The 14,493-nt window shown below is 40.5% G+C and carries 10 protein-coding genes and 3 pseudogenes; 12 read left to right on the top strand and 1 reads right to left on the bottom strand.

From position 1 onward, the window contains the following. The first annotated feature begins 40 nt into the window (after nt 1–40). From pfkA to QNH10_RS16610, 3 genes and pseudogenes are all read left to right on the top strand, one after another. A pseudogene (gene pfkA / locus QNH10_RS16620) lies at nt 41–1,002 on the top strand (6-phosphofructokinase). 28 nt (nt 1,003–1,030) lie between these two features. Continuing rightward, nucleotides 1,031–2,790 (top strand): annotated as a pseudogene (pyk, locus tag QNH10_RS16615) (pyruvate kinase). Nucleotides 2,791–2,876: 86 nt separating this feature from the next. Next, on the top strand, nt 2,877–3,248 hold the full coding sequence (locus QNH10_RS16610) for an FxsA family protein (protein WP_283732440.1): 372 nt from the start codon (nt 2,877–2,879) through the stop codon (nt 3,246–3,248). Here the strand turns inward: QNH10_RS16610 and QNH10_RS16605 are convergent. Then, on the bottom strand, nt 3,238–4,209 hold the full coding sequence (locus tag QNH10_RS16605; protein WP_283732439.1) for an AI-2E family transporter: 972 nt from the start codon (nt 4,207–4,209) through the stop codon (nt 3,238–3,240). The genes QNH10_RS16610 and QNH10_RS16605 overlap by 11 nt on opposite strands. Before the next feature lie 185 nt (nt 4,210–4,394). On the opposite strand from QNH10_RS16605, the gene citZ reads away from it, so the two are divergent. The 9 genes and pseudogenes from citZ (at nt 4,395) to polA (ending at nt 14,488) form a co-directional block, all read left to right on the top strand. After that, nucleotides 4,395–5,510, top strand: a complete 1,116-nt coding sequence (citZ, locus tag QNH10_RS16600; RefSeq protein WP_283732438.1) for a citrate synthase — start codon at nt 4,395–4,397, stop codon at nt 5,508–5,510. Nucleotides 5,511–5,618: 108 nt separating this feature from the next. After that, nucleotides 5,619–6,878, top strand: coding sequence for an NADP-dependent isocitrate dehydrogenase (icd, locus tag QNH10_RS16595; RefSeq protein WP_283732437.1), 1,260 nt, complete (start codon nt 5,619–5,621; stop codon nt 6,876–6,878). Nucleotides 6,879–7,110: 232 nt separating this feature from the next. Continuing rightward, nucleotides 7,111–7,587, top strand: coding sequence for a MaoC/PaaZ C-terminal domain-containing protein (locus tag QNH10_RS16590; protein WP_283732436.1), 477 nt, complete (start codon nt 7,111–7,113; stop codon nt 7,585–7,587). 41 nt (nt 7,588–7,628) lie between these two features. Next, nucleotides 7,629–8,342 (top strand): response regulator transcription factor, encoded by a 714-nt coding sequence (locus QNH10_RS16585; protein WP_283734673.1) that lies wholly within the window; start codon nt 7,629–7,631, stop codon nt 8,340–8,342. Beyond that, entirely contained in the window at nt 8,339–8,731 is a 393-nt protein-coding gene (locus tag QNH10_RS16580; RefSeq protein ID WP_283732435.1) for a hypothetical protein, read from the top strand. Before QNH10_RS16585 ends, QNH10_RS16580 begins: the two co-directional genes overlap by 4 nt. Beyond that, nucleotides 8,713–9,738 carry a two-component system histidine kinase PnpS gene (gene pnpS / locus QNH10_RS16575; RefSeq protein WP_283732434.1) on the top strand — a complete coding sequence of 342 codons (1,026 nt, stop codon included), beginning with the start codon at nt 8,713–8,715 and terminating at the stop codon, nt 9,736–9,738. The genes QNH10_RS16580 and pnpS overlap by 19 nt, the downstream gene beginning before the upstream one ends. Before the next feature lie 79 nt (nt 9,739–9,817). Beyond that, nucleotides 9,818–10,782: pseudogene (gene hflK / locus QNH10_RS16570) on the top strand (FtsH protease activity modulator HflK). Next, nucleotides 10,782–11,780 (top strand): protease modulator HflC, encoded by a 999-nt coding sequence (gene hflC, locus QNH10_RS16565; RefSeq protein WP_283732433.1) that lies wholly within the window; start codon nt 10,782–10,784, stop codon nt 11,778–11,780. Before hflK ends, hflC begins: the two are co-directional and overlap by 1 nt. 83 nt (nt 11,781–11,863) lie before the next feature. After that, a complete protein-coding gene (polA, locus tag QNH10_RS16560; protein WP_283732432.1) occupies nt 11,864–14,488 on the top strand; it encodes a DNA polymerase I in 2,625 nt (874 codons plus the stop codon). Nucleotides 14,489–14,493 lie beyond the last annotated feature (5 nt).

Raw genomic sequence — 14,493 nt, 5'->3', positions numbered from 1 at the left:
TTTTCGCCTTTTTTGAAATACATACCAAGGAGTGTTCTTGTTGAAAAAAATCGGTGTTCTAACAAGTGGAGGAGATGCTCCGGGCATGAATGCAGCAGTTCGTGCAGTTGTCCGTAAGGCCATACATGATGGTCTTGAAGTTTCTGGTATATTCAATGGATATCAAGGGCTTATTCAAGGGAAAATCGAACAATTACAACTTGGCTCCGTCGGTGATATTATTCAACGGGGGGAACAATGCTAAGATCTGCCCGTTCAGAGGAGTTTATGACTGAGGAAGGTCGAAAGAAAGCGGTTCATCAATTAAAATTGAACGGCATCGAAGGTCTTGTCATTATTGGTGGCGATGGATCATTCAGAGGGGCATTAGAATTGGTCAAATTAGGTATTCCATGTGCTTGTGTTCCAGCTACTATAGATAACGATATTAATGGAACCCAATTTACAATCGGTTTTGATTCGGCATTAAATACAGTCATTGATGCAATTGATAAAATACGAGATACCGCCACATCTCATGAACGTACATTCATCATCGAAGTGATGGGCCGAGATGCTGGTGACCTTGCACTTTGGGCTGGATTGGCTGGTGGAGCGGAAACAATTCTCATTCCTGAAGCAGGTTTTGATATGGATGAAATTGTCAATCGATTACAAAGTGGAACAGGGCGTGGCAAAAAGCATAGTATTATCATTGTTGCTGAAGGTGTCATGTCTGGCTCAGGCTTGTCGGATTTATTAAAAGAAAAGGCGAATATTGAAACAAGGGTTTCCGTATTAGGGCATATTCAACGGGGCGGCTCGCCTTCTGCAAGGGATCGCGTCATTGCAAGCCAATATGGTGCGAGGGCTGTAGAAGTGCTGCGTGAAGGGCGAAGTAGTGTTGCAATTGGTATGCAAAACAATGTGGTGGTAGACTATGATTTAGAAGTGGTATTTAAACCAACAGACCACTCCTTAGATATGGAATTATACAAATTATCAAAAGAATTGTCGATTTAAAAAGCACAATATGAAAGGGCGTATTGTAATGAGAAAGACAAAGATTGTTTGTACCATCGGACCGGCGAGTGAATCACCAGAAATACTTGAACAGTTAATGGAAGCAGGTATGAACGTAGCACGATTGAACTTTTCACATGGATCGCATGAAGAGCACAGAGCCCGAATTTCGGCTATCCGGGAAGCTTCGAATAAGACAGGGAAAGTTGTAGGAATTCTGCTTGACACGAAAGGCCCCGAGATTCGTACACATTCCATGAAAAATGGACAAGTAGAATTGATAACTGGCCAACATATCGATATCTCGATGGCTGAAGTGGAAGGTACAGACGAAGCCTTTTCAGTCACATATGATAAATTGATTGAAGACGTTGACAAAGGTTCTGTCATTCTTTTGGATGATGGACTTATTCAGCTTGAAGTTCTTGGTTTGGATAAAGAAAATGGACTGATCCATACGATTGTTGTAAATTCTGGTATTTTGAAGGATAAAAAAGGTGTCAATGTTCCGGGTGTATCCGTGCAACTACCTGGCATAACAGAGAAAGATCAGGAGGATATTTTATTCGGCATTGAAGAAGGTGTTGATTTTATCGCGGCATCTTTCGTCCGTCGTGCTTCTGATGTTATGGAAATCCGGGAGTTACTTGAAAACAACGGCGGTGCAGCTATTCATATCATACCTAAGATTGAAAACCAGGAGGGCGTTGACAATTTAGATGAAATTCTGAATGTCTCGGATGGCTTAATGGTTGCAAGGGGAGATCTTGGCGTGGAAATCCCTGCCGAAGAGGTTCCCCTTGTTCAAAAAAATATGATTGAAAAATGCAATCAAGTTGGAAAACCAGTCATTACAGCTACGCAAATGTTAGATTCGATGCAACGCAATCCGCGTCCTACAAGAGCAGAAGCAAGTGACGTAGCAAACGCTATTTTGGATGGTTCTGATGCAATCATGCTTTCTGGTGAAACAGCAGCAGGACTCTATCCGTAGAATCGGTCCGTACAATGGATCGAATTGCTCGGACAGCGGAAGGTGCAGTAGATTATCATTCAGTGGTATCAACTCGTCGACGTGAAAAACAAGGAAATATGACGGAATCAATTGGTCAAGCAGCTGCCTATACAGCTATTAATCTAAAAGTTAAGGCTGTATTGGCACCGACTGAAAGTGGTCAAACGGCAAAAATGATTGCTAAATATAGACCTGGTTGTCCTATTATCGCTATTACTGCATCTGATGAATGTTCAAGAAAATTAACTCTTGTATGGGGAATTTACCCGATTATTGGAGAAAGAGTCCATTCCATAGACGCGATTTTACAAGAGTCAGTTGAGGAAAGCGTAAAGCATCAATATGTTACTCATGGCGATGTTGTCATTATTACTGCAGGTGTTCCTGTTGGTGAGGCAGGTACGACGAATTTAATGAAAATCCATGTCATCGGTGATATGCTTGCGCGAGGACAGGGGATTGGGAAAACAGTTGCATTTGGCGAAGCGATTGTTGCCAAAAATGCAAATGAAGCCTTGAACCATAATTTGGAAGGAAAAATCCTTGTCACATATGCATCTGATCGAGATATGATGCCTGCGATTGAAAAATGTGCAGGACTCATAACAGAAGAATCTGGTTTGACGAGTCATGCGGCAGTAGTTGGATTGAGTTTGGGAATCCCGGTTATCGTTGGCGTGGATAAAGCGACTGAAGTAATTGCAAGTGGTCAAGAAATTACAATGGATGCGGAATCCGGCGTAATTTACAATGGGCATGCAAGAGTTTTATAATAATATTAGTATACAAAAGGCTGACTTTCGAATCTTTTCGAAAGCAGCCTTTTTAGGAATGGAGTGGATGTATTGAGAAAACGCTGGTGCTTACTTTTATTTTATTGCCTACTGCGGAAATCGCGTTACTCCTTTATTCGGGAAAAACATTTGGTGTTCTGCCAACGATTTTTATCATCATCGCAACGGGTGTAGGAGGAGCCTACTTGGCGAAGACCCAAGGACTCAGAGCTTGGACCGATTTGCGGAATAGAATGGCATCCATGGAAACCCCGGGCAACGCTGTCATTGATGGCGTTTGTATTTTCCTTGGCGGAATTCTTTTGATCATGCCCGGCTTTATCACAGATTTAGCCGGTCTTTTACTTTTGTTTAAATGGCCAAGAAATATTATACGTCCTTTTATCATCAAATGGATTTATGAAAAAATGAAAAAAGGTCAGATTGTTATCCGGTAAAATACGGATTCATTTTCAGCTTCAGGGCAGCAAATAGCAGGAATGGCGTTAATAGTATGCCAGGAAGACCGAAAAGATAAAAAGAGCAGACCGTTATGAAGAAGGCATGGATCGGTTTTACGCGAAAAGCCGAAGCCCACATATAGGATTCCGCCAATTGTCTAGTCGTAAGAACGAAGATATATAGAAGGATAAGCGAAACACCGATGAAAAATTGGTTTGAATAGAAAAAGAAAGCTGACATAGGAAGCAAAAACAGACCAATTCCAAGTAATGGCAAACTGTCTACAAGTGAGACAAGGAATGCATTTCCGATCGGGGATTCGAAGCCTAATAATGAAAATCCAATACTCAGAACGATAAATGTCAGAAGGAATAGTCTTGCCTCTACAAAAAAGAATGTGCCTATTAATTCACCTGATTTAGTGAAAATCCTTTTAGAGGATTTTCGCATCTTAATCGGGAAATAAATAAGAAACCAATAACGGTTCTTGCCAGACTCACGTAATGCAAAAAAATAGGCAACTAAGAAAATGAATAGACTGAAAATACGTTGGAAAAAGGTAGCTGTAAATGTAATGGCATATTCTAACAATGCATGTCCATATTCGATAAATTTCCCTTCAAGGAACGAAAAAACTTTTCCGGATAAATCGGTTTTACCTGTGTACTGAGCAAGATGACGCTCCACAATTGGAATTGTATCCATCAACCCGTGCAAAGCTATAAATGAAAACGTACTAATTATGAACAAGATGGAGAGCATCACACATAGTGTAGCGATTGTTAAAGGAAGTCGTGTCATCGTTCGTATGGCTGTTAAAATTGGAGCGGTAAAGTAAGCGATAATGATTGCAATTCCAACTGGAGGAACCATAAAGATTAATATTGCGGCGATAATTGCAGGAGTCCATTGCAAAACCAAAGATTGGTAAGGCTGTTGTAAGACGCGGTTTTTCAACAATAATTCATCCTTCTAAAATTATTTTACTACTAAAACAAGCGTTTCCATTCACAAAGCTGTAATATTTGCTTATAATAGTCATGTAAGCGTTTCAGGCAGTACTAAATAAAAATATAGATTTGCCTAGATTCACAATATTTTGTTGTAGATAGTAGGCAAAATTGACTGAAGGAGCGATTTAAATGACAGCATCAAAAGGTTTGGAAGGAATCGTAGCTACACAGTCCGCCATCAGTTCTATTATTGATGACACCCTTACATATGTCGGTTACGATATCGACGACCTGGCAGAGAATGCAAGCTTTGAGGAAGTTGTTTATCTATTATGGCACCAACGTTTACCAAAAGAGGACGAGCTTGCTGTGCTAAAGCAGCAACTTGCAGACAATATGTCTATTCCTCAAGAAGTACTTGATCATTTCAAAACATATCCAATTGCTGATGTACACCCAATGGCTGCATTGCGTACAGCAATCTCCCTTCTTGGATTATACGATGAAAAAGCAGAAGATATGTCTGATGAAGCAAACTATGAAAAAGCGATAAAATTACAAGCGAAAGTTGCAACTGTTGTAACCGCATTTTCACGCATCCGTAAAGGACAAGAGCCTGTTGCTCCTAAAACAGAGCTTGGTTACGCAGCAAATTTCCTTTATATGTTGAATGGTGAAGAACCTGAAGAAATTGCAATCGAAGCATTCGACAAAGCTTTAGTTCTTCATGCAGACCACGAATTGAACGCTTCCACATTTACGGCACGTGTTTGTGTGGCAACTCTTGCAGATATCTATTCCGGTGTTACTGCGGCAATTGGAGCTCTAAAAGGCCCACTTCATGGCGGTGCAAATGAGCAAGTTATGAAGATGCTGATGGAAATCGGATCAGAAGAAAATGTAGAAACATACATTAGAGAAAAACTTGACAATAAAGAAAAAATTATGGGCTTCGGCCACCGTGTATACCGAAAAGGTGACCCGCGTGCAAAACATCTTCGTGCAATGTCGAAGAAGTTGACAACACTTCGCGGTGAAGAAAAATGGTATAACATGTCCGAAAAAATTGAGTCCATTGTGACAGGTGAGAAGAACTTGCCTCCGAACGTTGATTTCTATTCAGCTTCGGTATATCATTCACTTGGTATCGATCATGATTTGTTTACACCAATTTTTGCGGTTTCCCGTATGTCCGGTTGGACAGCACATATTTTGGAGCAATACTCCAATAATAGACTAATTCGTCCACGTGCGGATTACATCGGACCAGATCTGCAAAAATATGTACCTATCAATGAGAGATAACAAAGTTGTAAACTCCCCGATAGAAAATTTATCGGAAAGCTGAAAAGTAATCCATGGGGCGGTGCAGAAATGTACAAGCCCCCTCATCATGAAACGGAGGAATTCAAAATGGCAAAAATCACAGTAACTGACGGCGTTCTAAACGTTCCAGACAAAGCGACAATCCCTTTCATCATCGGTGACGGTACAGGTCCTGATATTTGGCATGCTGCTTCACGCGTATTGGAAGCTGCTGTTAAAAAAGCATATGACGGTCAAAAGGAAATCGAATGGAAAGAAGTTCTTGCAGGAGAAAAAGCATTCAATGAAACAGGCGAATGGCTACCACAAGAAACACTTGACACAATCGATGAATACCTAATTGCGATTAAAGGACCGTTGACTACACCAATCGGTGGTGGATTCCGTTCATTGAACGTTGCTCTTCGTCAAGAATTGGATCTATATACTTGCCTACGTCCTGTACGTTACTTCGAAGGTGTACCTTCTCCAGTTAAGCGCCCTGAAGACTGCGATATGGTCATCTTCCGCGAAAATACGGAAGACATTTATGCAGGTATCGAGTACAAAGAAGGTTCTGATGAAGTTAAGAAATTAATTTCATTCCTTCAAGATGAGATGGGTGTTGATAAAATCCGTTTCCCTGAAACTTCAGGAATCGGTATCAAACCAGTTTCTGAAGACGGTACAAAACGCCTTGTTCGTGGTGCACTCAACTATGCACTTAAAGAAGGCCGCAAATCTTTAACACTTGTACACAAAGGAAACATCATGAAATTCACTGAAGGTGCTTTCAAAAACTGGGGCTACGAAGTTGCAGAGCAAGAATTCGGCGACAAAGTATTCACTTGGAACCAATACGATCAAATCAAAGAAGCAGAAGGTACAGACGCTGCGAACAAAGCACAAGCTGACGCAGAAGCTGCTGGCAAAATCATCGTAAAAGATTCGATTGCTGATATCTTCCTTCAACAAATCTTGACTCGTCCGAAAGAGTTCGAAGTTGTTGCTACAATGAACTTGAACGGTGACTATATCTCCGACGCACTTGCAGCACAAGTCGGCGGAATCGGTATCGCTCCAGGAGCTAACATCAACTATTTAACTGGACATGCGATTTTCGAAGCAACTCACGGCACAGCACCAAAATATGCTGGTCTTGACAAAGTAAACCCTTCTTCCGTATTGCTTTCCGGCGTTATGATGCTTGAGCATATGGGATGGAATGAAGCGGCTCAAATGATTACTGAATCTATCGAGAAGACAATTGCATCTAAAGTTGTAACGTATGACTTTGCACGTCTAATGGATGGAGCAACAGAAGTAAAAACATCCGAATTCGCAGATGAATTAATCAAAAACCTATAAGAGAAACAATAGACCGGGAAGCCTAAGTGCTTTCCGGTTTTTTAATAAACAGATAAAGGTTAACAAATCACTTGCTCGCAACGCTTCGCTTGTGCTCCCTTAGGGTCGCAGAAAACATTGCTCGCAAACAAACGCCGTTTTTCGTAACGGCGTTTGCTTGCCCTTTCCCAGTGAAAATTGATACACTTTCAATAACAACAATTATTGCTCTATAAATAAAGGAGGAAAAAAGTTGATATTAGGGAAAAAGAGGCGGATTGGTAGGGATATTGAAAAGATCGTCATCGGGGAAAAATTAAAACTAACCGAAAAAATCGAAGACAAAGACCTTCTCCTTTATCTTGGCTTAACAAATGACGCAAACCCGCTCTACATCCAACATGATTATGCTTCTCAAACGAAGTTTGAAAAACCAGTTGTTCCACCAATCATGTTAACCGGTTTCGTCACTTCGGCAATCTCGAAATACTTGCCAGGGCCAGGCTCTCACGTTACAGAGCAACATTTACGATTCCCAAACCCTGTCTTTCATTATGAAACTATAGAATTCCTATTCGAAGTAATCAAAGTAGAAATCGATAAAAAATCGATTGTTATTATGATAGAAGCAACAAATGAAAACAAACAAACCGTTATTTCGGGGAATGTGACAGTAATTCCTCCATCCACAGAGAAAAACCTCACCGCGCAAGCAATGGAGAACTTTTAAATTCCAGAAAAATATTATCAATTTTTAGGGGGATGACGGGTATCGTGAACAAGATATTGATAGTCGATGATGAACAGCCAATTCGTACGTTACTCGATTATAATCTTAAACAATCCAACTTTGAAACTATTATGGCGGCAGACGGTGCACAAGCCATTCAGCAAGTTGAAGAAGAAAAACCAGATTTAATTTTACTTGATCTTATGTTGCCCATTATTGATGGAATTGAAGTTTGCAAAATCCTTAGAAGTCGCAATATAAATACTCCGATTATTATGCTCACTGCAAAAGGCGAGGAACCTGACAAGGTTTTAGGATTAGAAATCGGTGCAGATGACTATATGACAAAACCGTTTAGCCCAAGGGAGGTCATAGCGCGTGTTAAGGCTGTCCTGCGTCGCAGTCAAGAGAGTACTGGTGTTAAGGTGACGGATGATCGTGACCATATAATTACGTCAGGTCCGCTCACTGTACATCCTGAACAGTATGAGGCTTATCTACGGGAACAATCATTGGAGTTTACGCCGAAAGAATTTGAGTTACTCGTCTACTTCATGCAAAATAAAAACCGTGTACTTACCCGTGAACAACTATTAAGTGCAGTTTGGAACTATGACTTTGTTGGGGATACACGAATCGTTGACGTGCATGTCAGTCACCTGAGAGAAAAAATTGAAGAGAATACAAAAAAACCGCTATTCATTAAGACGGTCAGGGGAATCGGATATAAATTCGAGGAGCAAAAGGTCAAATGAAAAGTTATTATTATAGGCTTCTTCTTGCTTTCACTGTTATTTTTTTAATTCAATTGACTGGTCTTGGTATCGTCCTTGGCCAGTTTTTTTATCTGATTGACCATCCAATTTCAACACAAGTACAGCATAAGTATTTGCTTTTCCTTGCTGTTACTTTTTCTATTGTATTTTTCATATCCATATTCATAGCATCCCGTGTCATTCGCCAATATACGAAACCCATTGACTTTATGACAAGAACAGCAAGAAAACTTGCAGAAGGGGATTATTTGGCAAGAACTCCAATCGAGGAAATAGGGATTGACAATGAGCTTGGGCTTGCTTTAAATCAAATTGCTAAAACTTACAGGAAACTTCAATTTTACGGACGATGGAAAAGGAACGATTAAAGACGTTGATTGAAAGTATGGGAAGTGGACTTTTAATCTTTGGAAGGGAAGGCACTGTAAATTTACAGAACGGTGTTTTTGAAAAGACTTTTGGATTTTCAAGCGATTCTTTGATAGGAAAGAGTATTAAAGAAATAGGTTTTCCTGAAGAAATTGAAGTCTTAATAGAGGATGTGTTCCTGACGGAAAAAGTCACGGAACGTCAAATTAGGAGAGATGAATCGTATTTCAATGTTTATGGAGCACCGGTTATCGGGCGACATGGCAATTGGCTTGGCATTATCATTGTCTTCCACGACATAACAAAGTTAATACGCTTGGAAGAAGTACGAAAGGATTTCGTTGCAAACGTATCACATGAATTGCGAACCCCAATTACATCCATTAAGGGCTTTACGGAAACCTTATTGGACGGGGCGATGAATGAACCTCAACTATTGAAGGATTTCCTCGAAATCATACAAAAGGAAAGTGACCGTCTGGATGTGCTTATTGATGATCTTCTCGAATTGTCACGAATCGAAAGAGAGGGCTTCTATTTACACTATGGATCCGTGCATATTTCTGATGTGATAGACGATGCGATGAAAATCGTCTCAGGGCCACTTGATAAAAAGGGAATGAAGATCATTTTAGAAGGTCAGTCAAGGATTGGTGTGGAAGCTGATAAGGATAGACTTATCCAAGTGATGGTCAATCTATTGATAAACTCCATTAATTATTCAAAAGAAGGTACCACAATTTTTATTACGACTTCTCAAACCGCAAAGGAGGTCATTATTCAAGTAAAGGACGAGGGCATTGGTATAAAACAAGATCAATTACCAAGGCTGTTTGAACGTTTTTACAGAGTCGACCGTGGCCGGAGCAGAGAATCCGGTGGTACTGGACTTGGCTTAGCCATCGTAAAACACTTGATTGAAGCACATGCTGGAAAGGTTACTGTTGAAAGCGAATTGGGTGTTGGAACTGCATTTACCATAACTCTACCAAAAAAAGCCGCATAATGCGGTTTCTTTTTTTGAAACTTATTTGAAGTATGTCCGTATGATTAATAGATACATATGAGAAGGGGGAATTACAAATATGAGCACACGCCGAGCATCGATAGCGACAGGACTTATTATCGCTGGGATTCTTTTAGTTGTTATCGCATTTACTACTTGGTACACCGTGGATGAATCTGAGCAGGCAGTTGTTATCACCTTCGGTAAGGCGGATACGCCCGTAACCGAATCAGGTTTGCATTTCAAATTACCATGGCCAATCCAAGAGGTTGAAAAACTTTCAAAAGAAACTTTCAGTCTTCAATTCGGGTACAAACAAGACGCGAGTGGAGAGCTTGTCTCTTTTGACAAAGAAACAAAAATGATTACAGGGGATGAATATATCGTCCTCGCAGATCTCGTAGTTCAATGGAAAATTACGGATCCGCAAAAGTTTTTATTCAATTCCCAAAAACCGGAACAAATTTTGCATGACGCTACTTCTGCCTCAATTAGATCTGTTATCGGAAGCTCGACGATAGATGCAGCGTTGACGGATGGAAAGGCGGAAATTGAAGGGAAAACACGGGAGTTACTACTACCCTTGTAGGAAATTATGATATCGGTATTTCAATTCAAGGTGTCAAATTACAAGACGTTGAGCTTCCGAACGCGGAGGTACGTGCGGCTTTCACTGCTGTAACGGACGCAAGGGAAACTAAAAACACAAAAATTAATGAAGCCCAAAAGTATAAAAACAAACGGGAAAACGAAGCAATCGGTGAGAAGAATGCAATTCGGTCACGTGCATTAGGTCAAAAAACAGCGCGTATTGAGCAGGCCCTCGGAGACGTCGCCCTCTTTAACGATCTTCATGCGGAATACTCAAAAAACGTAGCGATTACACGACAACGTCTAATCATCGAAACATTAGAACAAGTATTACCAAAAGCTAAAATCTATATTATGAATGATGATGGAGAAACATTGAAGTATTTACCATTACAGCAGTTAGAGAATCAAACACCACCACCGGCTACTAAAACGGAAGGGGGAGGCAACTGATGTCGAATGAAAATCCATTTAAAGGCATTGAAGAGAAATTTATGGAACGTCAACGAGCAAAACAGAATAAAGCGGGAGATCCCCAAAAGGTCATAACGCCAAAACGCCCATTCAATATGAGAAAAACTGTGAAAACAGCAATCACGCTTACGGTACTATTTGCATTGGCAATTATCCTATTAGCGAATGTATTTATCGTTAAGCAAGATGAATACCGCGTTGTACGACAGTTTGGAGAGATTACAAGAACCATTGACGAACCAGGTTTGAATATGAAAATCCCATTCATTCAAACCGTCTCCACTTTACCAAAAAACCAAATGATCTATAACGTTTCTGAAGCGGAAATTACAACAAAGGATAAAAAACGGATCATTATTGACAACTATGCTGTATGGAAAATAACAAATGCGCAAAAAATGATCTCCAACGCCCGAAATATCGTCAACGCTGAATCCAGAATGGAAGAGTTCATCTATTCGGTTATTCGGAACGAAATGGGTCAGTTGAATTATGTCGATGTTGTTAATGATGAAAACTCCGAGCGGGGGAGCTTAAATGACCGCGTCACAGCAAAAGTGAATCAATTCCTTGACGAAGGGAATTACGGAATTGAAGTGATAGATGTTCGTATGAAACGAATTGACCTTCCTGAAGAAAACGAGCATTCCATCTACACAAGGATGATTTCTGAACGGGAATCAACCGCTCAGGCTTATCTCTCTGAGGGGGATGCGGAAAAGCAAAGAATTGAAGCGGAAACAGACCGTGAAGTGCAAGAGTTATTGGCGACAGCCCAAAAAGAAGGAGCAATCATCCATGCAGAGGGAGAGGCAGAAGCAGCAAAAATATACAACGATGCCTTCTCCAAGGACCCAGAGTTCTATAATCTATATCGAACACTGCAGTCTTACTCACGCACTATTGGTAACGATACAATGATCATCATGCCTGCTGACTCGCCATACGCGAAAATCTTAACAGGTTACCTCGAATAACAGAAGACGTCATTTTCATTTCTCCTTACCAACATGGTAAGATAAATGGAGATGACGTTTTTTTATCAAGGGAGTGAGCGGATTTGTCAAAAGAGAAAATTGTACTTTTGGATGGGAACAGCTTGGCGTATCGAGCATTTTTTGCCCTACCGTTATTAACGAACGACACAGGAATCCATACGAACGCTATCTATGGATTTACAATGATGCTACAAAACATCCTAAAAGAGGAAAAGCCAACACATATACTCGTCGCTTGGGATGCAGGTAAAACAACATTCAGGCATTCAACATTCAGCGAATACAAAGGTGGACGCCAAAAAACACCACCGGAACTTTCTGAGCAATTCCCGTATTTACGGAAATTACTTGATGCATTCCAAATCCCACAATACGAACTCGATCAGTACGAAGCCGATGACATTATTGGAACATTGAGCAAAACTGGGGACGCGGAAGGCATGGAAGTCATCGTCATTTCTGGTGATAAAGACTTGACTCAACTTGCAAGCGACAATACAACAGTTTGTATTACACGAAAAGGTATAACAGATCTTGAGAAATACACACCTGCACATGTGATGGACAAGTACGGACTTTCACCATTACAAATCATTGATATGAAAGGCCTTATGGGAGACCCTTCAGACAATATTCCTGGTGTGCCTGGAGTTGGAGAAAAAACTGCCATTAAACTATTGAAGGAATACGGTTCAGTCGAGAAAGTTTACGAATCATTGGATAAGGTTTCTGGTAAAAAACTGAAAGAGAATTTGACTGAGAATGAAGAAAAAGCATTCATGAGCAAAAGACTCGCTACGATTGAAGTGAATGCACCCATTACCATTTCGATTAAGAATTTGGATTATCCTGGACCTGACGAGGAAAACGTAAAAGCACTTTATGAAGAATTGCAGTTTAAAACGCTGCTTGAAAAAATGGCTCCACAAACTGAAAGTGAACCGATTAAGGAAATCAACGTTCATATCGTAACTGATCCGGATACCATTGAACTTGCAGACGAAATGGCACTTCATGTTGAAATGATCGATGAGAATTATTTAGCCTCTGAAATTTCAGGCATCGGTATGACCGACGGTGAAACCATCATCTTTATTCCGTTTGAAGTCGTCATTAAGTCGGATAAGTTGAAAAAATGGTTCCAGGACGAACAAAAGAGAAAGTTCGCAACTGATTCAAAAGCATCATATGCATCTTTGCTAAGACATGGTATCGAAGTGAATGGTTTTGAATTTGATTTATTATTGGCGACCTATATTGCAAACCCTTCTTCCAGTTACACAGATGTTGCATCTGTTGCCAAAGAATTCAACTACTTCGATATCCAATCAGACGAGGTTGTTTATGGAAAAGGTGCCAAAAAGGCATTACCGGGAGAAGAAACACTTGCAGATCACGCCGGAAGGAAAGCCCAAGCTGTCTGGAAACTGAAGCCGATACTGGAAGACAAGCTTCGTGATAATGAGCAATTTGAGTTGTACCGTGAGCTTGAAATGCCATTAGCTAAAATCCTTGGGAAGGTGGAAACAACGGGAGTCAAGACTGACTTAGGCATCCTGCGTCAAATCGGAATTGATTTATCTGCGAGGCTTTTAGAGTTGGAATCGATCATCTATGAAATGGCGGGACAAAAATTCAATATTAATTCGCCCAAGCAACTTGGTGAAATTCTGTTCGAAAAAATCGGTCTGACACCAATTAAGAAAACAAAGACGGGATATTCTACTGCTGCTGATGTATTGGAGAAACTTGAAAGCGAACACGAAATTATCGGTTTCATCTTGACGTACAGACAGCTTGGAAAGCTGAATTCAACTTATATTGAAGGACTAACTAAGGAAATCCACGAAGATGGTAAAATTCATACTCGTTTTCAACAAGCCTTAACCCAAACAGGTCGTTTGAGCTCGATTAATCCAAATCTGCAAAACATCCCAATCCGTTTGGAGGAAGGCAGGAAAATACGAGCAGCATTTGTTCCATCCGAACCAGGCTGGCTAATGTTTGCAGCGGATTATTCGCAAATTGAACTGCGTGTCCTTGCCCATATGTCTCAAGACGAAAAAATGATAGCAGCTTTCCAAGAAGGCGAGGATATTCATACAAAAACAGCGATGGATGTGTTCGGCGTAGATAAGGATGGAGTTTCCTCAGATATGAGACGGACTGCTAAGGCGGTCAACTTCGGCATTGTCTATGGCATCAGTGACTATGGCCTTTCTCAAAGTTTGAATATAACCCGTAAAGAAGCAGGGAAATTCATCGATACGTATTTGGAGACGTTCCCTGGAGTTAAACAATATATGGAAGATATTGTTGCAGATGCGAAAATGAAAGGTTATGTCGTTACAATGATGAATAGAAGACGCTATTTACCTGACATAACAAGTTCTAATTTTAATCTAAGAAGTTTTGCAGAAAGAACGGCGATGAATACGCCAATCCAAGGAACAGCCGCAGACATCATCAAAAAAGCGATGATTGACATGGATGCAAGATTGAAAGAAGAAGGCCTTCAAACAAGGATGCTTCTTCAAGTACATGATGAATTGATTTTTGAAGCACCAGAAGATGAAATAGAGAAATTAAAGGAAATTGTACCTGAAGTGATGGAATTCGCGTTAACACTTGATGTTCCTTTGAAAGTCGAGTGGGCGTATGGACTATCCTGGTATGAAACGAAGTGAGGAAT

Source organism: Sporosarcina thermotolerans, from assembly GCF_030067815.1.
GTDB lineage: Bacteria > Bacillota > Bacilli > Bacillales_A > Planococcaceae > Sporosarcina > Sporosarcina thermotolerans.
This window is presented reverse-complemented; position numbering and strand designations above follow the sequence as displayed.